Raw genomic sequence first — 24,312 nt, forward strand, 5'->3', positions numbered from 1 at the left:
GGCCTTCGGTTGTTCGCTACGAAACGGGGTTTGGACTCAGAAGCCCATCCTCGTCGGAGACGAGATCAGAATCCCATGCCACCCATCTCGTCGCCACCCGGCATTGCGGGGGCGGGGTTCTTCTCCGGCTTGTCGGCGACGACGGCCTCGGTGGTGAGGAACAGAGCCGCGATCGACGCAGCGTTCTGCAGCGCCGAGCGGGTGACCTTCACCGGGTCGTTGATGCCGGCGGCCAGCAGGTCCTCGTACACACCGGTGGCGGCGTTGAGGCCGGTACCCTTCGGCGAGTTGAGGATCTTGTCGGCGACGACGCCCGGCTCGAGCCCGGCGTTGACGGCGATCTGCTTGGCCGGAGCCGAGAGCGAGACGCGCACGATGTTGGCACCGGTGGCCTCGTCACCCTCGAGCGACAGACCGTCGATGGCCGGCTCCGACTGCAGCAGGGCCACGCCACCACCGGCGACGATGCCCTCTTCGACGGCAGCCTTGGCGTTGCGCACGGCATCTTCGATGCGGTGCTTGCGCTCCTTGAGCTCGACCTCGGTGGCAGCACCGGCCTTGATGACGGCGACGCCGCCGGCCAGCTTGGCCAGACGCTCCTGCAGCTTCTCACGGTCGTAGTCGGAGTCGCTGTTCTCGATCTCGCCGCGGATCTGGGCCACGCGACCGGCGATGGCGTCGGGATCGCCCGCACCCTCGACGATGGTGGTCTCGTCCTTGGTCACGACGACCTTGCGAGCGGTACCGAGCAGCTCGACGCCTGCACCCTCGAGCGAGAGGCCGACCTCTTCGCTGATGACCTCGCCACCGGTGAGGATGGCGATGTCGGCCAGCATGGCCTTGCGGCGGTCACCGAAGCCCGGAGCCTTGACGGCGACGGACTTGAAGGTGCCCTTGAGCTTGTTGACGACCAGGGTCGAGAGGGCTTCGCCCTCGACGTCCTCGGCGATGATCAGCAGCGGCTTGCCGGCCTGGATGACCTTCTCCAGCAGGGGCAGCAGGTCCTTGATGGTCGAGACCTTGCCCGAGACCAGCAGGATGTACGGGTCGTCGAGGACGGCTTCCTGACGGTCGGCGTCGGTGACGAAGTAGCCCGAGATGTAGCCCTTGTCGAAGCGCATGCCCTCGGTGAGCTCCAGCTGCAGCCCGAAGGTGTTGGACTCCTCGACGGTGATGACGCCTTCCTTGCCGACCTTGTCCATGGCCTCGGCGATGAGCTCGCCGATGGACGGGTCGCCGGCCGAGATACCCGCGGTGGCAGCGATCTGCTCCTTGGTCTCGACCTCCTTGGCGCTCTTGAGGAGGGACTCGGTGACGGCCTCGACGGCCTTCTCGATGCCGCGCTTCAGACCCAGCGGGTTGGCGCCGGCAGCGACGTTGCGCAGACCCTCACGGACGAGAGCCTGAGCCAGAACGGTGGCGGTGGTGGTGCCGTCGCCTGCGACGTCGTCGGTCTTCTTGGCGACTTCCTTGACGAGCTCGGCGCCGATCTTCTCGTACGGGTCCTCCAGCTCGATCTCCTTGGCGATGGAAACACCATCGTTGGTGATCGTGGGGGCGCCCCACTTCTTCTCCAGGACGACGTTGCGACCCTTGGGTCCCAGCGTGACCTTGACTGCGTCGGCAAGGCTGTTGAGGCCCCGCTCGAGGCCGCGGCGGGCCTCTTCGTCGAACGCGATTTGCTTGGCCATGGGTAAGTGATCCTCCGATAGGGGGTGACACCAGGTATTGATGGCCGGAACTTCGGTGCCCGCGACGGACGACCGGTGTGTCATTCGGTACCGGTCTCACCGTCCCGACCTAGCACTCACACTACGCGAGTGCCAATGACCGTTTTAGCACTCGGACCAGGCGAGTGCAAGGTCGGGACGCGGGCGTTCGCCTCCAGCCGAATGACAGTCGACGTGCATCGATCCCGGGTCGGTTAGGGTCGGTCGCGTGGAGTATCTGCTCGTGATCGTCGTCGCTTTGCTGGCGATCATCGCCGTCGTCGTGATCTTCAACTTCCTGGGCAATCGCAAACTGCGCAAACTCGAGGAACAGGGCCTCCACCAGCGCACCCACGGCCCGGCCGACCCGTTTTCCTCGGCCGACGACGACTCCGTCTACGGCAACCCGCGCACCCTCAAACCCGGCGACCTCGTCGAATTCCGCGGCCAGACGCACGCGGTTCGCGGAACCTTGGTGCTGACCCAGGGCAGCTTCCAATGGACCGAGCATTTTCTCGACACCGGCCTCGGCTCCAAGGCATGGCTGTCGGTGGAGGACGACCCCGATCTCGAGGTCATCCTGTGGCGTGAGCTCAAGGGCGTGACCACGGTCCCGGGCCCACAGACCATCGAACTCGACGGCGGCCGACGCTACGAATCCGACGAATCGGGGTCGGCGACGTTCACCTCGACGGGAACCACCGGCCTCAACCCGACCGGATCGCTGCGCTACCACGACTACCAGGCAGGCGACGAGCGTCTGTCCTTCGAGGACTTCGGTGGCGGCTGGGAGTGCGCGCGCGGCGAGGTGCTCGACGCGGGTGAGTACCGGATCTATCCGAGCAGCTCTGCTCCTGGACCGCCGTGAGTCCCGCTTCACCGCCCGACGGCTCGACCGAACTCGCCGTCGCGTTCGCTGACACCGGCGCCGGACAGCTCGGTTATTCGCTGACCGCCCCGGAACAGCCGGCACTCGCCACGAGCTCTGGCGAACTCGGTGGGATCACTGTCTCGTTGCGATTGCTCGGTGCGAGTCATCAGGTGATCGTCGACGACGGGAATCACCGTCTGTGCGAGACCGTGGCCTGCTTGCCCGAGGTGACGTCCGCGCTGCCCGAGTCCTTCCAGCACCTCGACTACTACTTCGCCTCCCGGGTCGACGCGGTGCATCCCGATGCGCTGGCCGACTTGGTCGACGACCTTCACCGTCGCGTCGCCGACCGCATCGCCGAAGGCATGCCGGCGCTGATCGGACATTTCCCGGGCGCGCCGCACGCGGTCACCGCGATCGTGGCCGACGACGAACCCGACGCGATCTCGTGGCACACCTGGCATACCTATCCGCAAGCCGGTGAAGTCGTGCTGACCACGAGCAGGCTGGGTCGGGGCGCGGTGATTTCGGCGTGAGTGTGTCTCCCCCTGGCGGTTTCGGCGCACCCGAGCCCGATCCGCTCCGCTCGCTGCGTCGTACCCGAAACATCATCATCGCCGTGATCGCCGGGGTGACCATCCTGATCCTGATCGGCTCCTGTGGCTACAACGCCTTCAAGCAGAACAATGCTCGCCAGTACGTCACGTCGAACTATCAGCGCGACGCATCGCTGGACGAGAGCGGCGTGCAGGCCTACATCGCCGACGGCACACCGTCGAAGGTCGCAGACGAGATCAGCGACGCCGAGAACCCCAACGACCGGCGCGAGGGTGATGCCGCCGCAGCGGGCGCCGTGGCCGGATCGCTGTTCATGCAGTACCCCGACTACCTCATCGGCCTCTTCCCCTACGGCAACGACAAGACACGCGTGATGGTCAGTCGCGATTACCGGTCGGGCTACAACCACTATCACAACTACGTCGGCGGATATTGGGTTCCCACACCGAATTTCGGCGGCAACGGGAGCGACAACCGCGGCGGCGGAAGCAACGGAGGCGGAAAATGACCTTCGACGACGATCACCCTCACAGCACGACGGACCACGAAGAACCGGAGAATACTCATGATCTCGATAGGTGACATCGCGCTCAACGCCGCCTACGCCGCGGCCTACTCGGGTGTCGGGGTCCTCCTGATGCTCATCTCCTTCGCGGTCCTCGACGTGCTCACGCCCGGCAACCTGCGCCACCAGTTGTGGGCCGACCGAAATCGCAACGCCGGCATCCTCGTTGCCACCAACCTGCTGTCGGTCGCGATCATCGTCACCGCGGCGATCGTGTCCAGCGAGGGACGGCTCGCGGTGGGGCTCACGTACACAGTGGTCTACACCATCATCGGAATGGCCGCAATGGCACTCACTTTCGTCATCGTCGACCTGTTCACGCCCGGCAAGCTCGGCGAACTCGTCGTCGACACCGAAAGTCACCCGGCCGTGTGGGTACACGGCGTCACCCACGTCGGCACCGCGTTGATCATCGCCGCCTCTATCTTGTGACGCCAACCCCTGAGCATGGATCGCCCCGAAATGCCGCTGCCTGAGCTCCTTCCGCTGCCTGAGGTGCGACGAGCGCTAGCGAGGAGCCTCGAAGGCCTGGTGAGATGACGTCGCCAGACCCTTCGAGGCTCGTCGCTGGCGCTCCTCACACCTCAGGGAGCGGGAGGACGACCGGGAGCGGGCAGGCTACCGGGAGCGAGAAGACGACCGCTACCCGCTGGTCCCGATCCGCGCTCCTGGCCGTCGTCTTTGTCTGCGCTGCTTGTGGTCTCGTCTACGAGCTGGCCCTGGTGTCGTTGGGGTCGTTCCTGATCGGCAACACCGCAACCCAGGCGTCGATCGTGCTCGCGGTGATGGTTTTCGCAATGGGTGTCGGGTCGCTCGCCGCCAAACCGCTTCAGCCGCACTCGGTCACCGCGTTCGCGGTGATCGAACTGGCCCTCGCGTTGCTCGGTGGATTGTCGGTGATGGCGCTGTACGCGGCGTTCGCCTATCTTGCGCTGTACACGCAGGCGCTCGTGGTGGTCGCGTTTGTGTTGGGTCTGCTGATCGGTGCCGAGATCCCGCTGCTCATGGTTCTGCTGCAACGGATTCGGCGGCAGGAGGCGGGCTCGGCGGTCGCCGACATCTTCGCCGTCGACTACATCGGCGCCCTCGTCGGCGGCCTGTGTTTCCCATTCCTGCTGTTGCCGTTCTTCGGTCAGCTGCGGGGTGCGCTCGTGGTCGGCCTGGTGAACGCCGCGGCTGGTTCGTTCTTGGTGTTCGTGGTGTTCCGGCGGTCGTTGAGCCCGATGCGGATGGCACTGCTCGGCACCGCCGCCGTAGCGGTGGTCGCGGCGCTGGTCGCGGCTCTCGTCTACTCGTCGAAGTTCGAGGTCACCGCCCGTCAGGCGCTGTACCGCGATCCGATCGTCGCGGCCGAACGCACGCCATATCAGGACATCGTCATCACCGAGCGTCGTACCGCCGAGGGACCGGACACTCGGCTCTACCTCAACGGCGACCTCCAGTTCTCGTCGATCGACGAGTACCGGTATCACGAGGCGCTGGTGCATCCGGCGATGTCGGGAGCACATGCACGGGTACTGGTGCTCGGTGGCGGCGACGGCCTGGCCCTGCGGGAAGTACTCACCTACCCCGACGCCGGGGACATCACCCTTGTCGAACTCGATCCCGAGATGATCCGTCTCGCCCGGAACGACGAGCGGCTCGTGCGCTTGAATCGCGGATCGATGACAGATCCGCGCGCGCGGGTGATCACCGCCGACGCCTTCACCTGGCTGCGGCAGGCGAACCAGCGCTACGACGCGATCATCATCGACATGCCCGACCCCGACGAATCCGCCACCGCCAAGCTGTATTCGACGGAGTTCTACGCACTGGCCCGCGCGCACCTGGCCGACGGTGGACGGATGGTGGTGCAGTCGGGATCACCGTACTTCGCGCCGAAGTCGTTCTGGTGCATACAGTCCACCCTGCGCGACGCAGGGCTCTGGACGCAGCCGTACCACGTCGACGTACCGTCCTTCGGCGACTGGGGTTTCCACCTCGCCGCGAACGAGCCGGTTCCACTCGCCGTGCACGCTCCCAGACCGCTGCGATTCTTGAGCCCCGACGAACTCGCGTCGGCCGCCGTCTTCCCGCTCGACCGCCCACCCCTCGACATGCCGCCGTCGACGCTCATGGACCCCCGCATCCTACGGTACGCCCAGAGTGAGTGGACTGTTTACTGATTCCCCACCGCCTGGACCCCCCTCCACCCTCCGCTCGCCGACCTTCCACCCACCCCACCTCCGCTCGCTGACCCTGCACCCGCCCCACCTCCGCTCGCTGACCCTCCACCCGCCCCACCTCCGCTCGCCGACCCTGCACCCGCCCCACCTCCGCTCGCCGACCCTGCACCCGCCCCACCTCCGCTCGCTGACCCTCCACCCGCTCCCTGAGGTGCGAGCTTGCGAGCCTCGAAGGGGCTTGGTGAGACAACGATGTCACCGCAGGCAGTGTCTTCGAGGCTCGCAGGCTCGCACCTCAGCCGTCGGTAGGCAGGGTCTTCGAGGCTCGCAGCCGGCGGTGGTGAGTGTTTTCTGCCCGAGTCACAGCGCGCCGGCGCCGCACCGTCGAAGATGGGTGCATGTCCAGCGGATTGGCGGTGTTGATCGCCGTGCTCGCGACGATCGTCGTCGTCGGCGTGATCATGCTGATCCGGACGCGGCGAGTGGTCGCGACCCCGACCGAGCGTGCGGTGCACACCACCCTGCACACGGCATCGCGGGCCGCGCGGTCGCTGCGTACCGGGCTGACCGCGGAGTCCGCCGCCGAAGCGCTGCCCCACCTCCGATCGCTCACCGCCGCCGACGCCGTGGCCCTCTACGACGACGAACCACGTCGCCTCGCACACGACCCCGTCGACGACGACATCTGGGACGCCGACATGCTCGCCCACGCCGACCGGGCCGCCGCGTCGGCCGCCGACAACCAGCGCCGCGTCCTGTCGACCGACCCGTCGTACTCCGAATCACCGGTGCGGGCACTCATCGCCCAACCCCTGGTCGCCGGGGATGAGCGGCTCGGCGTCCTCGTGGTCGCGACCACGCGCCGACCCGGGCCGGGCATGCTGGGCGCGGTTGCCGAGGTGGCCCGGTACGTGTCCAGCCAGGTCGAACTCGCCGACCTCGACGCCTCCCGAGCCCGCCTCGACCGCGCCGAGGTGCTCGCCCTGCGCGCACAGATCAGCCCGCACTTCATCTACAACGCCCTCAACACCATCGCGTCCTTCGTCCGCACCGACCCCGACCGCGCCCGCGAACTCATCCTCGAGTTCGCCGACTTCACCCGGTACTCGTTCCGCGCGGCCGGCGAGTTCACCCTGCTCGCCGACGAACTGCGCAACATCGACCGCTACCTCACCCTCGAACGCGCCCGATTCGGGCCCGCGCTCGAGGTGCGTCTACACGTCGCGCCCGAGGTGCTCAACGTGGTGGTGCCGTTCCTCGCCCTCCAACCCCTGGTGGAGAACGCCGTCCGACATGGTTTGGGCGGCAAGGGCGGTGGCGTCATCACCATCACCGCCCGCGACGAGGGCACCGACTGCGTGATCACCGTCGAAGACGACGGGGTTGGCATGGACCCGGAGATGCTGCGCTCAGGTGTGCTCGACGCGCTGGAACCGTCTGCGCCAACTACCTCGGGACCGAACCCTTCGGGAGAGACCTCCGAGGGTGCTCACGTGGGGCTCACGAATGTCGACCATCGTCTGCGCGCGGCCTTCGGCAACGATTACGGTCTAGTGGTCGAGACCGCGGTCGGTGCGGGCACCAAGGTCGGGATGCGAGTACCGAAGTTCCGCGCGGGCGTGCACGTTTAGGAGGTGACCGATGGACGATCTCGTGGTCCTCGCCGTCGACGACGAACGTCCCGCGCTCGACGAGCTGTGCTACCTCCTCGAGCGACAAGATGCCGTGGGGACCGTTCTCGCCGCGTCCGATGCCACTGGCGCGCTGCGCGAACTCAACGACCATCGCATCGACGCCATCTTCCTCGACATCAACATGCCCGGACTCTCCGGACTCGAACTCGCCGGCGTGCTGGGCCGCTACACCGAGCCGCCGGCCATCGTCTTCGTCACCGCGCACGACGACAAGGCGGTCGACGCCTTCGAGGTCGGCGCACTCGACTACCTCCTCAAACCACTGCGCGAGGATCGCCTGGCACAGGCCGTGGACCGCGTGACGAGCAATCGGGACAATGCAGATTCCACGCCACAACCGCAGAGCGACAACATGACCGGCACCACCGACACATCGGACGAGGTGATCCCGGTGGAGATGAGTGGCGTCACATCGCTGGTGCGACGCGACTCCATCTCGTGGGTGGAGGCCGTCGGCGACTATGCCCGGCTACACGCCGACTCCGGCGCACACCTTGTGCGAATACCGATGTCCACCTTGGAATCTCGCTGGCAGGATCACGGCTTTGCCCGCGTGCATCGCTCGTATCTGGTCGCTCTCAAGATGGTCACCGGGTTGCGCACGTCGGGGTCGACGACGGTAGTCAGCGTCGGCGAGAACGGCCGATCTCCAGCGGTGGAGCTTCCGGTCAGCCGACGTCAGCTGCGTGAGATCAAGGACCGCATCATTCGAGACCCGCTCCGCACCTACCGCTCTGGGGAACCAGGCGGGCGAACATGACCTCGAATCCGCCACCACGTGAACGGGTTGTCCTCGCGTCCCGACGCGGCGCACGTACCGTCCGGACCCGGGTGGAGGTGCAGGAACAGACCGAGGTCGGCGACACGCTGGTTCGTGGCCTGATGCGTGCCCAGCTCGGGCTCGCACTTCGGCTGGGCGGTAGTCTGCTGGTTCTGATCGTGGCAATTCCGTTGCTGGGACTGGCCTTTCCCTCACTTGGCGAGCTCACCGTGTTCGGCATCCGGTTGCACTGGATCGTCCTCGGTGTCCTCCTCTACCCGATCGTGTATCTGACCGGCTGGCTGTACATACGGCTCGCCGAACAAGCCGAACGCGACTTCATGGGTGTCGTCGACGACGACACCGATTCAGACAGTGACGGCCCGTGAGCCAGCACGTCGACGCCCTGACCGCGGCAGCCCTGCTCGTCGCGGCGGTGGCGACCATCGCGGTCGGCGCCTACGGCGGACGGTTCTCGCGAACCACGTCGGACTTCCTCGTTGCTTCGCGGACGGTCGGGTCGCGGTGGAATGCCGCCGCCGTATCCGGCGAATACCTCTCGGCGGCATCCTTTCTCGGCGTTGCCGGACTTGTCGCGAAGTACGGCGCCGACGCGCTCTGGTATCCGGTGGGGTTCACCGCGGGCTACCTGGGGCTACTGCTGTTCGTGGCCGCACCCCTGCGTCGCTCCGGGGCCTACACGGTGCCCGACTTCGCCGAGTTCCGATTGTCGTCGAAGCCGGTGCGCACCACGGCGATGATCGTCGTGGTGGTGGTCTGCGTGCTGTATCTGATCCCCCAATTCCAGGGCGCCGGACTGACCCTCAACATTCTGCTCGGCGCCCCGGTCTGGGTCGGCGCCGTTGCGGTCGGGGCCATTGTGATCGTCAACGTCGTCGGCGGCGGCATGCGGTCGATCACCTTTGTCCAGGCCTTTCAGTACTGGCTGAAACTCACGGCCATCGCGATCCCCGCACTGGTACTGCTGGGTGTATTCGCCGGGGATCGAGCCCATCTCGGCGAGCCCGCACCGCCTCGCGTCTCGGTCGCCACCACGGTCGACGTCACGACTGACGTGCTGGTCACCGTGAGTGATCCGGCCGGCATGCGCATCTCCGGGACCGTGGATGGCCGCGCGGTCGACGACGAGCCGATCCTAGCGCCTGGACATCACCACATCTCGGCGGGCAGCGTGATCGCCCTCGACGCCGGAGCCGCGACCCCGGTCATCGCCGGCGCGCCGGCCACCGGTTCGGAATGGATCTCCCCCGGCCACGGTCTCGGTGGCGATCACGCTCTCTACCAAGTGCTTTCGCTGATCATTGCGACCTTCCTCGGCACCATGGGCCTGCCACACGTCTTGGTGCGGTTCTACACCAACCCCGACGGCCGGACTGCGCGTCGGACGGCGCTGACCGTGATCGCGCTGCTGTCGCTGTTCTATCTGTTTCCGTTGCTGCTCGGCGTCTTTGCGCGCCTGTACGTCCCTGAGCTCCTGATCACCGGCACGGCCGACGCCGCTGTTCTGCTGTTACCGAGTGCTGCGGTAGGCGGTGTGGGCGGCCAGATCCTGGCGGCACTCGTGGCCGCCGGGGCGATCGCCGCGTTCCTGGCCACCTCGTCGGGCTTGCTCGTCAGCGTCGCCGGAGCATTGGCCACCGACGTTCTGCGCGGCAGGGTTCGTGACTTCCGGCTGGCGGCGGTGATCGGCGGCGTCATCCCGGTGGGACTGTCCCTGGCGGCGACTTCGCTGGAACTGTCGCGGACCGTCGGCCTGGTGTTCGCGGTCGCCGCGTCGACGTTGTGTCCTCTTCTGGTGCTGGGTATTTGGTGGCGCGGGCTCACCGCGCCGGGCGCGATCGCCGGCCTGATCGTGGGTGGAGTGTCGGCCGGCGTAGCCACCAGCCTCGCGATCGCCGGTGTCGCCGACGACGACGCATTCAACGGCTGGCTCGCAGTCATCATCGGGTACCCGGCCGCAGTCACCGTGCCGCTCGCGTTCGGGACCATGATCGGCGTCAGTCTGGCCACCCGCAGCCGGGTGCCCGCCGATCTGTCACGCACGTTTGCACGAATGCACGTGCCCGAACGCCTCGGCATGGGCGTCGAGCGACTGCCGGGTGGCTGACGCGAAGAGAATGGTGGGCCAGGCTCGTGACCTGGGCAGATGCGTGCCCACCCGGCCCGCAAAACTTAGGGGAAGAGTTTCTTCCCCGAGGTTCACAGTCGTCCGCGAGAGTTTTCTGGGGGAAGACTCCGAGGGTAGGGGACGAGTTTCTTCCCCTACTTTTTGGGGACGCACCGGCGGATCGATGGTGCTTCTGCCGGGCCAGATGGACGGGCCGGTCGACGCTCAGGGTGTCCAGACGGCGAGGCCGACATGTGGTGCGGCATGGACGAAGTCGTTGTCCGCGGTCAGCAATGTGAGCCCGTGGGCAATCGCGAGTCGCGCGATCAGAGCATCGATCGTGCCCAACTGGACCCCTGCACTGCGGCACAGGTTCTTCAGGTCGGCAGCGGCGACGTGATCGTGGCGGTCGGGTGCAACAACCGGCACCGACGCGAACCGTTCGAGGATGACCCCGCGCGTGCGCTCCGGCACGAACCCCTGGAGTAGCTCCTGGATGATGAGTCCGGTGGTGACGACGAGGTCACCACCGACGAGTAGCCGTCGCAGTTCGACGACGTGCGGGTTGTCGAGCTGAGCGTCGCGCCGCAACGCCAGCGACCAGACGCTGGTGTCTACGAGAACGCTCATCCGCGCGAACGCTGCGCCTTGTAGTCGAAGGTCTCGTCGGGATCGAGCGAACCGAAGAGGTCGACGATCTTGGCTTGTTCACGTCGGGCGATGAACTCCTCAAGCGCGCGAGTGACCGTGTCCTTCTTGGTGCGTTCACCGCCGACCCGAAAAGCATGATCGAGCAGTTCCGGGTCGATCGCGAGATTTGTGGCCATCTGTGTACCTCCTTACACATGATCCCACACACTGCGAACGGCAACCGCTCGTCGGCACATTTCGACCGTCCGGCGCACAGCCGGTGGACTTCGGCGTGTGACCCGCGCCACGCATTGCGATGTGATCCACGCCTCAGCAAGTCTGACTCCAGTTACCCGTCACAGCTGGGAGGAAACCCGTGTCGACCGTCGACCAACCACCACCTCAGTCACACCTACCCACCGGCGAGGCCTATCTCGCCATGCAGGAGAGCGATCAGTTCCAGGACCTCAAGCGCACCCTGCGTCGCTTCGTGTTCCCGGTCTCGGCGTTCTTCCTGGCCTGGTACGCGATCTACGTGCTGCTCGGCGCGTTCGCGCACGACTTTATGGCCACCAAGGTCTGGGGCAACATCAACCTCGGACTCATCCTCGGACTGCTGCAGTTCGTGACCACCTTCGTCATCACCGGCCTCTACGTGCGGTTCGCCAACCGCGAACTCGATCCCAAGGCCGAGGCCATCCGCGACCAGATGGAAAGTGAGGTATCGGCATGACCGGCCAGAACACCATGGTGCTCGCCGCAACGGTCGGCAGCCCCGTCGCCAACATCTCGATCTTCCTCGCGTTCGTGGCGGTCACGATGTACGTCGTCATCCGCGCCAGCAAGAACAACAAGTCCGCCGCCGACTTCTTCACCGGCGGCCGCGGCTTCTCCGGGCCGCAGAACGGTATCGCCATCGCGGGCGACTACCTCTCGGCCGCAAGCTTTCTCGGTATCGCAGGCGCCATCGCCGTCTACGGGTACGACGGGTTCCTCTACTCCATCGGCTTCCTCGTCGCGTGGCTCGTCGCTCTCCTGCTCGTCGCCGAATTGCTCCGCAACACAGGCAAATTCACCATGGCCGACGTCCTCAGCTTCCGCCTGAAGCAGCGTCCGGTGCGACTGGCCGCGGCGATCTCCACGCTCGCGGTGTCGTTGTTCTACCTGCTCGCCCAGATGGCCGGCGCCGGTGGGCTTGTCGCGCTGCTGCTCGACATCGAGGGTCGCCTCGGACAATCGATCGTCATCGCCGTCGTCGGCGCCCTGATGATCGTCTACGTCCTCATCGGCGGCATGAAGGGCACCACCTGGGTGCAGATCATCAAGGCCGTGCTGCTCATCGCGGGTGCGGCGATCATGACCTTCATCGTTCTCGCCAAGTTCGGTTTCAACATCTCCTCGCTCCTGGGTTCGGCCCAGGACGCGATCAGCGACTCCGAGTCGAAGAAGGTCGCAAGCCGCGATGTGCTCGCGCCGGGCGCCCAGTACGGCGGATCGATGACCTCGCAGATCAACTTCGTGTCGCTGGCCATCGCGCTGGTGCTCGGCACCGCGGGTCTGCCGCACGTGCTGATGCGCTTCTACACCGTGCCGACCGCCAAGGAAGCCCGACGCTCGGTGGTCTGGGCCATCGCCCTGATCGGCGCGTTCTACCTGTTCACGCTGATCCTCGGCTACGGCGCGGCAGCCCTCGTCGGACCCGATAAGATCCTTGCCGCGGCCGGCGGTCAGAACGCGGCGGCACCGCTGCTCGCCTTCGAACTCGGCGGCGTGGTCCTGTTGGGAATCATCTCCGCGGTCGCCTTCGCGACGATCCTCGCGGTCGTGGCCGGGCTGGCGATCACCGCATCTGCCTCCTTCGCCCACGACATCTACGGCAGTGTCATCAAGCGCGGCAAGGCAAGTGAGGACGATCAGGTGCGGGTGTCGCGCTACACCGTCGTGGTGCTCGGCATCATGGGCATCGTCCTCGGTATCCTCGCCAACGGCCAGAACATCGCCTTCCTGGTGGCGCTGGCCTTCGCGATCGCCGCGGCGGCCAACCTGCCGACCATCGTGTACTCGCTGTACTGGAAGCGGTTCAACACCCGCGGCGCGCTGTGGAGCATCTACGGCGGTCTGGGCTCGACGATCATCCTGATCATCTTCTCGCCGGCGGTCTCCGGTGCGTCGACCTCGATGATCCCGGGCTCCGACTTCGCATGGTTCCCGCTCTCGAATCCGGGCATCGTGTCGATCCCGCTGGGCTTTGCCCTCGGCATCATCGGCACCTTCACCTCACCCGCCGACAAGGGCACTCCGGAGCGCAACGCCGAGATGGAGGTTCGTTCACTGACCGGTGTCGGCGCCGAGAAGGCGGTCGCGCACTAGCGATTTCGACGCAGAGGTTGCAGTTTGACGCGCGTGAGGCGTCGAACTGCAACCTTTGTCGTTGTCGGACCGCTATGCCGCGCTCACCGCAATCCGACGACATCCACGCTCGTGACCTTGTAGCTGTGTGCGTCTGTCCGCATGCACAGCACCAACAGCCCACCAGGGACGGTCATCACGCCGCCTTCGTCGCGTCCGCACGGACCGGGTCGGCTCACGACGCGGCCGTCGGGCGAGATGGTCACGATGGCTCCGGATTCGGGGCGACCCAGGGCCGTTACTGCGGTGTCGCCGACGAGAGTCCACCACTGTTCTGCCCGGACGTCGCTACTGAAGACCTCACGCGCAGAATGATGTTCGACGCGACCAGCAGGAAGCCTGAGGAACATCACTTGATCTGACGTGCTTGCCAATGGAGTGATCGCACCGGACGGCGGCCACTCGCTGCCGTATCGATCCACGAGCCAATACTCACTCTTCGTGCTGTGTGGCACGACCTCGCGCACTCCACGCGACCTGGTGTCGACGGCCACGATTCCGGTGTCCCACGTCCGGTAGTCGGTGCCGCCCATGGACACCTCGATGGCCAGTACCGAACCGGATCGCGCCAGCGCCCGAATCACGCGGCGCGGCCACTCTTGCGACCGCACCGCCCACTCGGGCATGGTGATGTAGCGTTCGATTCCGCTGTGCACGTCCAGCATTCGCAGCCACCGCCCGCTCACCGAACAGCGGTCCTCTTGAACGATCACACGCTCGACGACCATGAGGCTCTCGGCGTCGGTGCAGTCCGACGCTCCCATCACCCAGCGCACCTTGCCGGTCCTGGGGTCCATCGCCGCCACCGCCGCGTGCTGGGAACTGCGATCGTTCTTGGTCACCGCGATGACATCGGGGGTCGCGTCGTAGACGTCCCAACCCTCAGAATTCACCCACCGCACCGACCCGGTCATCGCGTCGACTCCGACAATCCATCGACTGCAGGTCACGACGACCGTCGCATCGCGGCCGATACCGGTAGTGCGGACCGACGCCTCGGCGCGCGGACTCGCGATCCCCAATGTGCGACTCATGCGACGCAGGAGCTCGCCCCCGCACAGGCTTCCGAGATCTGAGGACTCGATAGACCACCGTCGCGCCCCGGTCGAGCCGTCATAGGCCACCAGACCGTCCGCACCACGCACCACAAAGCCCGGGCCTGCCTCGAGGACATCTCCCGCTGAGCGAGCTGGGATCGTGTACGCGACGCGGGTTCCGACGGTTGTCGGCAGCGGCGGCACAGGCACCGACGCCGCCTTTGGCTGGTGAATACTCCTGCCCACCAGTCCTTTCCCACCAGCATAGCCGGCACCGACGACGCTGATCGCCACGATCGAGGTGAGGGCAACGCACACTGCGGCGCCACGAACTCGGCGTTCGCGCGGAATCGTTGTCGGCCGCACCGCGCCGATCAACAGTACGAACCAGGCGGCCATCAGCAGACCACCCGAGACTCGAATCCACATCACGACCGGTGGCAGCAGCGGCCCGTCAAACTCCTTGTCCGCCGTCGAACCCATCGGAGTCAGCCACAGCCAGCCGACACCCAAGGACGCCAACAGCAGGAGCCCAAAGACGGGCCCTGCAAGATCGAGGTCGGCTGACCGACGTCTCCACACCACGACAGCCGTAATCGCGATGGCCGCCGCCAACAGCGGAACCGCCACAGCCGCAATCACCAGATACCGGTCCGTCTGAGGTGAGGTGAAGTCGCCGATCCAGTTGTCGGGATGCCGGTGCGCCACTGCATAACCGGTGAGCACAACGCCCGCCACGGCCAATCCTGTCGCCACGGCGATCGACGCCGGGGTTCGCCACCCGTCCCGTGATCGGTTGCTCGTCGTCGTGATGGCATCGATGATCGAGTCGTCCCCCGGCATCTGCATAGACTAACGGCCGCAGGCGGTTCGGATCACTGCCGAGTCCTCGCTGTGGACAACTCAGAACCGTTGTGCAGCGAGTTCTCCGGAGCCATCCCAGCGAAGGTACGCTCTGCTCGTGCAGGACGGGGCAGACACGGAAACATCCATCGCCGATGACGTCTGGGAACCGACCGATACCGACAGAGACATCGAACGACCATGGTCACCGATCCTGTCGGCGTTGGTGATCGGATTCCTGGGCGCATCACTGACATGCCTCGCTTACGCGATCATCGCGCGGCCGACCGGGATGCCTGGTCCGGTGAACGTGGCCATGGACGATGTGCTTGTCCGGACGGGGTGGATGGTCGGTACGGCCACCGTCCTCGTCGGCCTCTACTACTTCGTCGGCAGGGTGAACATGTGGTCGAACAGGACTCGCCACCGAATCGCCGCGCTGTCCACGCCGATCCTGGCCGTCGCGGGTGTCTGTGTCATCATCACCCGATTCCGCGGCACAACCATGGCCGCATTCACCGATACCTTTGATGCCCAGCGAAACTCCGCATCGACGTTGGCTACGGCCGCGGCGACAGCAGCTTGGTTGTCTGCCTGCGCGGCGCTGGCTGTGCTCGTCGTGGTCGCTCTGTTTTCCTACGGTCCGGCACGAGAGGCGATCGGATTGGCTGTCCAACCACCGCCGCGTGAGCACCACCGGCACCGCACTCCTGGCCACCGGCCGCGCTGGACGGTTGCGGTGGCTGTCGCTGCGGCGATCCTCATCTCGATTCCGGCGATCGTCGTTGCCGCCACACAGAGCTCGTCGTCGAATGGGCCGTTGACCGGTGAAACCGCCGCTCCGACAACGATTGGCGGCCGCATTGGCCTCGAAGTCCAGGAACGCTATCGCATTGCTGTCGGTGACGCGGACCGGGTCGTTCCGGCCGGCGCCGGGTTCGTCCGAGTCGAGTACGACTTCACCATGTCCGGAAGACCCGACACGATCGAGGGCTACGACGGCCGCACCGGGGAGCGGCGCTGGTGGCTGTCAGCCCCACAGGTGTCCCCGTACCTACCACGGAGCACCGGCGTCGGTCACGGATCGGTGGTGATCACCGCGGTGACAACGAAACTCGCCCGGAATGTCGCCGAGTCCGAGTCGGTCATCGGCATCGACGCGATGACTGGCCGGGTTCTCTGGACCAGAACTTCCGAGGCACCGGCCACCGTCTTCGGGACCTCACCGGACGTGGCCTTGATCGCCGATTCTGTGCCAGAACCGCCGGGCGTCACAGCGTCGGCGCGTTCGCAGCGTTGGACGGCGATCAATCCTCGCACCGGCGAAGTTCTGTGGCAGCGCATATTTCGGTACGGATGCAATTCCTGCGGTACCCTCACCACCGATGCGGTGATCATCACCGCATGCGACAGCAGCGATGTCGGCCGCAGCGGCGTGCTGCTGGGCGATTCGAGCGAACTGGCGACGATTCTCGATCCCGTCACCGGAACCCGGCGCGGCACGATCACACGCGCGATACTCGGTGCGCGACAGTCAGATCGGGTGTCTTTCGTCGACGCGCGGGGCCCACACGCCCTGCTGACGGTTGGTCGACGCGACATCCTTGTCGACGTGAACACGCTGGACACCAAGTCCGTTGCGGGTGCCGCACAGTTCATCGACGACCAATCGATTCTCTTGGTGACCAGGCGATCGGACCGGAAGGACACTTCATCGATCTACTTGGTCGACTCCGCGCGGACGGTTCGCACACCGCTACAGGCAGAGTCCGCCTGGGCAACCACGCTGGAGGCGTCGTGGACCTCGGTGAACGGCGGTTGGTTCGCACTGGGCGACGTCAGTGTCGGGACTCGGCCGACACCGGAACCACCGCACTGGCCCGGTCTCGTGGCGATCGGTATCGACGGACACGCGCACGCACTGCCGGTGCCCTGCGAGGACCCGCTGCAGTATGTGACATCGGTGCCGGGGGCGCTTGTGGTGAAGTGCCTCAACACCATCGTCGGTATGGCGTGAACCCGACGTCAGCGGCCTGACGCATCCTGAATCCGCGCAAACGGTTGCGCCGCTTCGAGTTCGAAGGCCAGCTCGAGCAGTGAGCGTTCCTTGCCGAGGTCGGCCATGAAGTGGATGCCGATCGGCAGGCCGGTGGCGGTCTGGCCGAGCGGGAGACTGATCGCCGGGGTGCCCGAGGTGTTGTTGGCCGGGGTGAACGCGACGTAGCGGGTGAGTCGTTCGAAGGTCTCGGCGAAATCGCCTGCGGGGTCGAGGTATCCGATCTTGGGCGTGGTGTGGGCGAGCGTCGGTGTCAGGACCAGGTCGAAGCGGTCGAACATGCCGCGGAAGGCCGCCGTCGAACGTTTGAGCCCTCGAATGGCCGACGGCATCCGCCAGAACCGTCGCAACGCCATCCGGGACAGGCCGCGCGTGAAGGGGTCGAGTTGCGAACGGTCGAAACCCTTGTCGATCACGCGTTTTCCGAAGTGGTCGAGCGAAAAGGCGAGCAGAGCCCAGTAATCGGTGAAGTCCTGGATGTAGTCGCGATCGACCGGCATCGGCACCATCTCGGTGCGATGACCGAGCTTCTCCAGCAGCTCGGCGACGCCGGTCACCGCTCGCTGGGTGTCCTTGTCGAGCAACTGGCCGGTCAACGGTTCGGTGATGAGTGCGATCCGCAGTCGACGCTGACTCGGGCCCTCGACGAGTCCAACCTGCTCGAGATCCGGCGCGGCCGCGAACCGCTCGGCGTCGGCGATGAAGTGCGCGGTGTCGCGGACCGACCGGCTGATGATGCCGTTGGAGATGATGTCGATCGGTGCCGCTTCGCCCTCCCGCGATGCGACGACCCGATCGCGGGACGGTTTCAAACCGACCAGCCCACACGCGGCCGCCGGGATACGGATCGAACCTCCGCCGTCGTTGGCGTGCGCGATCGGTAGTGCTCCGGCGGCAACGAGTGCCGCTGAACCGCCCGACGACGCACCCGAGGAGAAGTCGGTGTCCCAGGGGTTGCGCGTAGGGTCGCCGTCGACGAACTCGGTGGTCGCGGTGAGGCCGAAGGCCGGCAGCGTCGACGCCCCGACGACGTTGACGCCGGTCGAGAGCCACTGGTCGGTGAAGGCCTCGTTGATCTCGGCCGGACGCTCCGGCACGGCAGCGGACCCGTGCCGCGTCGGCAAGCCGGTGAACAGGGTGTTGTTCTTGATGATCGACGGCACACCGGCGAACGAGCCGGCCGGGAAGTCGTTGTCGACGGCACGTTTGCGGGCACGTTCGCGGTCGTCGTAGACGACGGCGTTCAGGTGCGGATTGACCGCGTCGATGCGGGCCAGCGCGGCCTCCACGGCCTCGGTCGCGGAGAACTCGCCAGCCACAATCCCCCGTGCGACGCCGACACCGTCGAGATCGCCGAGACAGTCATCACCAAACGCATGCACATGCTTCATGCAGGCCGAGCATAGCGTCAACAACCCCAGCCGCAGCGATGCACACCCTTGATGTGCCCGTCCAGGCCGGCCACCAGATGCGAATCGAGGCTGATGTCGTTGACGCCCATCCAGATCTCGCCGCCGTCGTCCCCGCCGATCGTCACCCGGAACTTGGCTTGTCCTACAGTGGCTGCGCTGATGCCGAGCCGAGCCGAGCCGATGCGATGAGGTCGGCCACGCTGTCGGCGTCGACGTCGGCAAGATCGACGACCACGTCGGGCGATCCGGTCGAGTTCACCGATAGTCCGCTGTAGACCTGCGGATTGTGGAACTCACCGCCGGGCGAGAAGTCGTAGTGCACAGCGCCGGTGGGAGACTTCGGATCGAGGACATGCAGTACGGCGTCGTCGCGGTACAGGTGGACACCTTGCACGACAGTCGTCCCGAATCGCTGACGGGTGGCCTCGATGATCCCGCGTATCCCGCCGGCGGTGAACATTGCACCCTCCACCAGCGGATCAGATGGGACCGGCGCGCCAGCCTCATCGTCGGACGAGGCGCGGGTCACGACGACCACCCCCACTAGCAGGGCCACGACTGCGAGGATCGCCACGATGCCGAGGATCACGCGCGGGTCCACCGACCGCGTCGACGCCGAATCCGCGGGCGACTCCGTGCCACGCTGCAGGTCAGAGACGATGGAATCGAGTTCGCCAGTGTTGATGCCGACTTGGCGTCCTCGACACGTTGGCGATGCTCACCGATACTGAGCTGCCCGTCCAGAAGGGCGTCGTCGAGGATCTGCATCGACGTCACCCGGTCGACGTCGCGCGCCCGTGTACCCGCCTGCGTTCTCCCCCGACCCGACTCATGGTCGGCCATGGCGCCAGGTTACGCCGCCTACGGTTCAGCGCGCCGTCATCGACAACACGTCGCGCACCAACCGCTCTGCCCACGCCTCCTCGACCGGCATCCCGAAAGCGCAGTGGTGGTAGAGCGGAGCGACGACGTGGTCGAGGACGAGGTCGACGGCCGGTACTGATTCGCCGCGTTCACGCGCGTGAGCGAGCATCTGTTCCACCTTGTCACGCCGGATTTCCCAGCGCGGGTAGGCGTCGACGATGTCGGTGCGGGCCCACACCATGGCCCGCAGATAGTTGCGACGACGAGGAGTGGCGAGGTCTGCGGCGATGCGCTGGGCCCATGCGCGCAGATCGTCGGCGAACACACCGGTATCGGGGACTGGTTCTTCGGCGGTGAGCACCTCGATCGCGACCTGCTCGAGCAGCACGTCCATCGACCCCCAGCGCCGGTAGACGCTGGACGGGTTGACCCCGGCCAACTCGGCGACCTGCGGGATGGTCATCGTCTCCCGCAGCCCCTGATCCAGGAGTTGCCCGACCGCGTCGAAGACGGCCGCCTTCACACGCTCGCTGCGGCCGCCGGGACGTTTGGCGATGCCGGTCGCTGTTGTCGGTTTGGTCATGATCGGGCCATTATTGCAAAGATCGTTGCTTTTGTGACCCCGTTTCGCGTACCGTCATGGTCGAGACGGCAGTCACAGCATCCCCCAAATCACTGCGACAGCCTGCGGTAACCCCCAAAGATCGACCGCGCGAACCGTTTCCGAGGTCTGCGCGTCAGCACCCGCCGGTGAGGAGTAAGACGGAACCATGCATCTCAAGTACAGCCCCGAAGAAGAGGCGTTCCGCGAGGAGCTGCGCAGCATCTTCTCGAAGGTTCCCGAAGAGATCCGGCAACGCAACGAGGCCGGCAAGATCAGCTATCCCGACGACATCGTCACCACCACGCGCATCCTCAACGAGCACGGCGTCGCGACGCCCGCGTGGCCGGTCGAGTGGGGCGGCAAGGACTGGACCCCGATCCAGCACCACATCTACCGCGAGGAGATGAGCCTCAACTTCGTGCCGGACCTGCTGCCGTTCAACGTCGGCATGATCGGCCCCGTCATCGCGCAGTTCGGGTCGCAGGAGATCAAGGAGCGGTTCCTCGCGAAGACCGCGAACGCCGACATCTGGTGGTGCCAGGGGTTCTCCGAACCCGAAGCCGGCTCCGACCTCGCGTCGCTCAAGACCAAGGCGGTCCGCGATGGCGACCACTACGTGATCAACGGCCAGAAGACCTGGACCACACTCGGTCAGTACGCCGACTGGATCTTCTGCCTCGCCCGCACCAACCCGGACGTCAAGAAGCAGGCCGGCATCAGCATGTTCCTGTTCCCGATGGACACCCCGGGCGTGGAACTGCGGCCGATCCAGCTGATCGACGGCGGTTTCGAGGTCAACGAGGTCTTCTTCAACGACGTCCGGGTGCCGGTCGAGAATCTCGTCGGCGAGGAGAACGACGGCTGGACCCAGGCCAAGTTCCTGCTCGGCAACGAGCGCAGCGGTATTGCACGCGTCGGCTACACCAAGACCAAGCTCGCGCGCGCCAAGGAACTGGCCGCACAGACACCGACCGCCAACGGCACCCTCCTCGATGACCCGTTGTTCGCGGCCCGTCTCGCCGAGATCGAAAATCAGCTGCTGGCACTGGAACTCACGCAGCTGCGGGTGGTCGCATCGTCGGCCGACGGCAAACCCAACCCGGCGTCGTCGCTGCTGAAACTATTGGGCAGCCAACTGCAGCAGGCCGCCATGGAGCTGATCGCCGACATCGCCGGCCCCGACTCCCTCCCCGTCGCCGAACTCGACGCCGCGGCCGCCAACGGCAGCGCCGACATCGAATCCCCCGAATGGGCACAGCGCAGCGTCCCGACATACCTCAACTACCGCAAGGTCACCATCTACGGCGGTTCCTCCGAGGTTCAGCGCCAGATCATCGACAAAGCCGTGCTCGGTCTCTGAGCCCTACCCGCCACAACCCAAGGAACATCATGGATTTCGAGCTGTCCGAAGAGCAGCAGATGTTGCGCGACACCGTCCGCGACGTCCTCACCAAGAGCTACGACGTGGAAACCCTGCGCGCGGTCACCGACACCGAGCGCGGCTGGAGCGAGAAGGTCTGGAAGTCGCTGGCCGACATCGGAATTCTCGGCATGACCTTCCCCGAGGCCGAGGGCGGCATGGACGCCGGCCCCGTCGAATTCACCAGTGTCATGACCGAGATCGGCCGCGCGCTGGCTCCCGAGCCGTACCTGGATTCGGTGCTCGTGCCGGGGTCGCTGCTCGCGATCGCCGACGACGAGACCCGCGTCGAGCTGCGCGAGGGCCTCGCATCGGGCGAGTTGCTGATGGCCTTCGCCCATCACGAGGCCGGAAACCGCTGGCCGGAAAGCACCATCGAGACCACCGCGGATGCCGACGGCAACCTCACCGGACTCAAGAGTCTTGTCGGACACGGCGATTGCGCCCACAAGCTCATCGTGTCGGCAAAGGACGCCGACGGCGTGGGTCTGTACCTCATCGACGCCGACGCCGAGGGTGTCACCCGCACGCCGTACCGCACGCACGACCGTCGTCGTGGCGCCCAGATCGAGTTCGCCAACGCCGCCGCCCGACGCCTCGGCAGCGGCGACGCGTCGGACCTCATCGCCGACGCCGAGGTCGGGATCCAGGCCGCGCTCTGCGCCGAGGCGGTCGGCGCGATGGAGCGTTCGCTGGAACTCACCACCGAATACCTCAAGACACGCAAGCAGTTCGGCGTCACCCTGTCGACCTTCCAGGCACTGAGCCATCGCGCCGCCGACATGTACGTGCAGCTCGAACTCGCACGCAGCATGAGCCTGTACGCCACCACCTCACTAGCCGACGGTGTCGCCGACCCGGTCGTCGCGTCCCGTGCGAAGCTGCAGATCTGCACCTCGGGCCGCGCGATCGGCCAGGAAGCGATCCAGATGCACGGCGGTATCGGCATGACCGCCGAATACCCTGTCGGGCACTACGTGAGCCGCCTGACCGGCATCTCGCACACCCTGGGCGATGCGTCGTCGCACCTGAGCCGGTTGTCGGCGAACGTGGGCACCTACGAGATGGTGTCGGTCGGCTGACTCCGGCTCCCTGAGGCGCTCGAGGCGCAAGCCGAGCGCTAGCCGAGAGCCCCCTTTTCCGCTCCCTGAGGTGCTCGAGGCGCTAGCCGAGAGCCTCGAAGGGCTTTGGTGAGACAAAGCAATTGGGCGACCACGGAGCAACGGTCACCAGGCCTTCGAGGCTCCTCGCTAGCGCTCGTCGCACCTCAGGCAGCGGAAGGGGCTAGCGCTCGTCGCACCTCAGGCAGCGGGGGTTGAGATCCCCCACTCGGCCGCCAGGAGCTGGTGCGATCGCTTCCTCGCCTCGAAATCGTGTGTGACGCTGGTGATCACGAGCTCGTCGGCGCCGGTGGCGTGGGCGAGGGTGTCGAGCCCATCGGCCACTGCCGACGGTGAGCCGACGAACTGGGTCCGAATGCGATCGTCCACCACGGCACGCTGTTCGGTGGTGAGCGGGGGTGTCGACGCCGGATCGGGATACGGAGCTGCGCCACCGCCGGCCCGGATGCTGTGCACCCAGTGACCGTAGGTCGACGCGAGTTCGCGTGCGGCGGCGTCGTTGTCGGCGACCACCACGTCGGCCGACACCACGACGTAGGGCCGGTCGAGCCGCCCCGAAGGGCGGAATGCCGCACGGTAGGCCTCCACGGCCTCGAGAACCGTTGCGGGACTGACGTGATAGTTCGCGACGAACGGTAACCCCTCGGTACCGGCCACCTGTGCGCTCTGGCCTTTGCTGCTTCCGAACACCCACACGTCGACATCAGCGCCTTCGCCCGGAACAGCGTGCAGTGCGATGTCGTCGACACGGTACGAACCGCTCAGCAGCGCAAGGACATCCGCGACAGCGTCGGCGAAATCCTGCGGAGCTGCGCCCTCGAACTCCAGAGCTTGGGCGGCCGCCGCGATCCGCGGCGAGGCCAACAGGGTCTCGACCGGGAAGGCACGTGGGATCAACAGCCCGTCGACCACGCGTTCCGGTTCGGACCGCGTGACGGTGCCGCCGGTACGTACCGTGGCGATGGCTTCGGTCCGTCGCTGGCCCGACCGCCCGAGTCCCAGGTCGAGCCGACCGGGATGGACCGCATCGATGGTGCCGAAAGCCTCCACCACCGACGCCGGCGTGTGGTGCCCGAGTTGAACTGCCGCACTGCCGACCCGAATGCGTTGGGTGGCGGCGGCGATCAATGCGATGAGAGTTGCCGTCGACGATGACGCCACCGACACGAAATGGTGTTCGGCCAACCAGAATCGGCGATAGCCCGCGCCCTCCGCGACGCGCGCCAGTTCGATCGATCGTCGGATCGCCTCGGCCGGCGAGGATCCGTCCGCGATCGGAGCAAGATCGAGCACCGACAACGGGATCCGCGAATACCCACTCATCTCTCGCCACCGGGCTGTGCCGCGTAGGCCACATCGGGCAACACCCGTTCGCCTGCGCATCGACAGGATGAATCCGGACACAGCGTCGTCGCTCCCGTGGCTTCCGGCATCAGGCTTTCCGCGCCGCGAAGCAGCCACCGGTG

The 24,312-nt window shown here is 66.2% G+C and carries 24 protein-coding genes; 14 read left to right on the forward strand and 10 right to left on the reverse strand.

All coding sequences use genetic code 11. The features are described 5' to 3' along the window. Window positions 1-65: 65 nt before the first annotated feature. Window positions 66-1,691: a chaperonin GroEL gene (groL, locus tag MKW15_RS15470; protein WP_240859821.1), complete on the reverse strand. Its 1,626-nt coding sequence runs from the start codon at window positions 1,689-1,691 to the stop codon at window positions 66-68. Between the two features lie 247 nt (window positions 1,692-1,938). Between groL and MKW15_RS15475 the strand changes: the two genes are divergently transcribed. The 9 genes from MKW15_RS15475 to MKW15_RS15515 all read left to right on the forward strand — a co-directional run bounded on the left by MKW15_RS15475 (window position 1,939) and on the right by MKW15_RS15515 (window position 10,450). Beyond that, window positions 1,939-2,577, forward strand: coding sequence for a DUF4178 domain-containing protein (locus MKW15_RS15475; protein ID WP_240859823.1), 639 nt, complete (start codon window positions 1,939-1,941; stop codon window positions 2,575-2,577). Beyond that, complete coding sequence (locus tag MKW15_RS15480; protein ID WP_240859825.1) at window positions 2,574-3,116, forward strand: DUF2617 family protein; 543 nt, start codon at window positions 2,574-2,576, stop codon at window positions 3,114-3,116. The genes MKW15_RS15475 and MKW15_RS15480 overlap by 4 nt, the downstream gene beginning before the upstream one ends. Beyond that, on the forward strand, window positions 3,113-3,646 hold the full coding sequence (locus MKW15_RS15485; RefSeq protein WP_240859827.1) for a DUF4247 domain-containing protein: 534 nt from the start codon (window positions 3,113-3,115) through the stop codon (window positions 3,644-3,646). Before MKW15_RS15480 ends, MKW15_RS15485 begins: the two co-directional genes overlap by 4 nt. A gap of 57 nt (window positions 3,647-3,703) precedes the next feature. Beyond that, on the forward strand, window positions 3,704-4,135 hold the full coding sequence (locus MKW15_RS15490) for a DUF350 domain-containing protein (protein WP_240859829.1): 432 nt from the start codon (window positions 3,704-3,706) through the stop codon (window positions 4,133-4,135). Between the two features lie 104 nt (window positions 4,136-4,239). Next, on the forward strand, window positions 4,240-5,868 hold the full coding sequence (locus tag MKW15_RS15495; RefSeq protein WP_374247286.1) for a polyamine aminopropyltransferase: 1,629 nt from the start codon (window positions 4,240-4,242) through the stop codon (window positions 5,866-5,868). Window positions 5,869-6,266: 398 nt separating this feature from the next. Next, a complete protein-coding gene (locus MKW15_RS15500; RefSeq protein WP_240859830.1) occupies window positions 6,267-7,499 on the forward strand; it encodes a sensor histidine kinase in 1,233 nt (410 codons plus the stop codon). A gap of 10 nt (window positions 7,500-7,509) precedes the next feature. Further along, the gene (locus tag MKW15_RS15505; protein WP_240859831.1) at window positions 7,510-8,322 is read left to right on the forward strand and encodes a LytR/AlgR family response regulator transcription factor; all 813 of its coding nucleotides are present in this window, start codon (window positions 7,510-7,512) and stop codon (window positions 8,320-8,322) included. Further along, window positions 8,319-8,711 (forward strand): hypothetical protein, encoded by a 393-nt coding sequence (locus tag MKW15_RS15510; protein WP_240859833.1) that lies wholly within the window; start codon window positions 8,319-8,321, stop codon window positions 8,709-8,711. Before MKW15_RS15505 ends, MKW15_RS15510 begins: the two co-directional genes overlap by 4 nt. Then, entirely contained in the window at window positions 8,708-10,450 is a 1,743-nt protein-coding gene (locus MKW15_RS15515) for a sodium/solute symporter (RefSeq protein WP_240859835.1), read from the forward strand. Before MKW15_RS15510 ends, MKW15_RS15515 begins: the two co-directional genes overlap by 4 nt. A 225-nt stretch (window positions 10,451-10,675) precedes the next feature. On the opposite strand, the gene vapC is transcribed toward MKW15_RS15515, so the two are convergent. Beyond that, complete coding sequence (gene vapC, locus MKW15_RS15520; RefSeq protein WP_240859843.1) at window positions 10,676-11,080, reverse strand: type II toxin-antitoxin system VapC family toxin; 405 nt, start codon at window positions 11,078-11,080, stop codon at window positions 10,676-10,678. Further along, complete coding sequence (locus tag MKW15_RS15525) at window positions 11,077-11,277, reverse strand: type II toxin-antitoxin system VapB family antitoxin (RefSeq protein ID WP_240859844.1); 201 nt, start codon at window positions 11,275-11,277, stop codon at window positions 11,077-11,079. The genes vapC and MKW15_RS15525 overlap by 4 nt, the downstream gene beginning before the upstream one ends. Before the next feature lie 179 nt (window positions 11,278-11,456). Between MKW15_RS15525 and MKW15_RS15530 the strand changes: the two genes are divergently transcribed. Continuing rightward, on the forward strand, window positions 11,457-11,813 hold the full coding sequence (locus MKW15_RS15530; RefSeq protein ID WP_240859845.1) for a DUF485 domain-containing protein: 357 nt from the start codon (window positions 11,457-11,459) through the stop codon (window positions 11,811-11,813). Next, window positions 11,810-13,450, forward strand: coding sequence for a solute symporter family protein (locus MKW15_RS15535; protein ID WP_240859846.1), 1,641 nt, complete (start codon window positions 11,810-11,812; stop codon window positions 13,448-13,450). The genes MKW15_RS15530 and MKW15_RS15535 overlap by 4 nt, the downstream gene beginning before the upstream one ends. Window positions 13,451-13,533: 83 nt before the next feature. Here the strand turns inward: MKW15_RS15535 and MKW15_RS15540 are convergent, their stop codons facing one another. Further along, window positions 13,534-15,369, reverse strand: coding sequence for a PQQ-like beta-propeller repeat protein (locus MKW15_RS15540; RefSeq protein WP_240859847.1), 1,836 nt, complete (start codon window positions 15,367-15,369; stop codon window positions 13,534-13,536). A 118-nt stretch (window positions 15,370-15,487) separates the two neighbouring features. Here MKW15_RS15540 and MKW15_RS24585 point away from each other — a divergent pair, with 118 nt between their 5' ends. Next, entirely contained in the window at window positions 15,488-17,386 is a 1,899-nt protein-coding gene (locus tag MKW15_RS24585) for an outer membrane protein assembly factor BamB family protein (protein WP_240859848.1), read from the forward strand. Between the two features lie 8 nt (window positions 17,387-17,394). On the opposite strand, the gene MKW15_RS15550 is transcribed toward MKW15_RS24585, so the two are convergent. Genes MKW15_RS15550 through MKW15_RS15565 form a run of 5 tightly spaced genes read right to left on the reverse strand, consistent with a single transcriptional unit; the run spans window position 17,395 to window position 20,284 of the window. Further along, a complete protein-coding gene (locus tag MKW15_RS15550) occupies window positions 17,395-18,816 on the reverse strand; it encodes an amidase (protein WP_240859850.1) in 1,422 nt (473 codons plus the stop codon). 17 nt (window positions 18,817-18,833) lie between these two features. Then, the gene (locus MKW15_RS24455; RefSeq protein ID WP_276615043.1) at window positions 18,834-18,962 is read right to left on the reverse strand and encodes a hypothetical protein; all 129 of its coding nucleotides are present in this window, start codon (window positions 18,960-18,962) and stop codon (window positions 18,834-18,836) included. Between the two features lie 17 nt (window positions 18,963-18,979). Beyond that, complete coding sequence (locus MKW15_RS15555) at window positions 18,980-19,411, reverse strand: hypothetical protein (RefSeq protein ID WP_240859854.1); 432 nt, start codon at window positions 19,409-19,411, stop codon at window positions 18,980-18,982. An 11-nt stretch (window positions 19,412-19,422) separates the two neighbouring features. Continuing rightward, window positions 19,423-19,680 (reverse strand): DUF1707 domain-containing protein, encoded by a 258-nt coding sequence (locus tag MKW15_RS15560; RefSeq protein WP_240859855.1) that lies wholly within the window; start codon window positions 19,678-19,680, stop codon window positions 19,423-19,425. Between the two features lie 25 nt (window positions 19,681-19,705). Continuing rightward, window positions 19,706-20,284, reverse strand: a complete 579-nt coding sequence (locus tag MKW15_RS15565; RefSeq protein ID WP_240859856.1) for a TetR/AcrR family transcriptional regulator — start codon at window positions 20,282-20,284, stop codon at window positions 19,706-19,708. A 187-nt stretch (window positions 20,285-20,471) separates the two neighbouring features. Here MKW15_RS15565 and MKW15_RS15570 point away from each other — a divergent pair, with 187 nt between their 5' ends. Next, window positions 20,472-21,665, forward strand: coding sequence for an acyl-CoA dehydrogenase family protein (locus MKW15_RS15570; protein ID WP_240859860.1), 1,194 nt, complete (start codon window positions 20,472-20,474; stop codon window positions 21,663-21,665). 29 nt (window positions 21,666-21,694) lie between these two features. Further along, on the forward strand, window positions 21,695-22,807 hold the full coding sequence (locus MKW15_RS15575; protein ID WP_240859861.1) for an acyl-CoA dehydrogenase family protein: 1,113 nt from the start codon (window positions 21,695-21,697) through the stop codon (window positions 22,805-22,807). Window positions 22,808-23,026: 219 nt separating this feature from the next. Here the strand turns inward: MKW15_RS15575 and MKW15_RS15580 are convergent, their stop codons facing one another. After that, the gene (locus MKW15_RS15580) at window positions 23,027-24,169 is read right to left on the reverse strand and encodes an LLM class flavin-dependent oxidoreductase (RefSeq protein ID WP_240859862.1); all 1,143 of its coding nucleotides are present in this window, start codon (window positions 24,167-24,169) and stop codon (window positions 23,027-23,029) included. Between the last annotated feature and the right edge of the window lie 143 nt (window positions 24,170-24,312).

The organism is Gordonia gummivorans (genome assembly GCF_022513585.1).
Taxonomy (GTDB): domain Bacteria; phylum Actinomycetota; class Actinomycetes; order Mycobacteriales; family Mycobacteriaceae; genus Gordonia.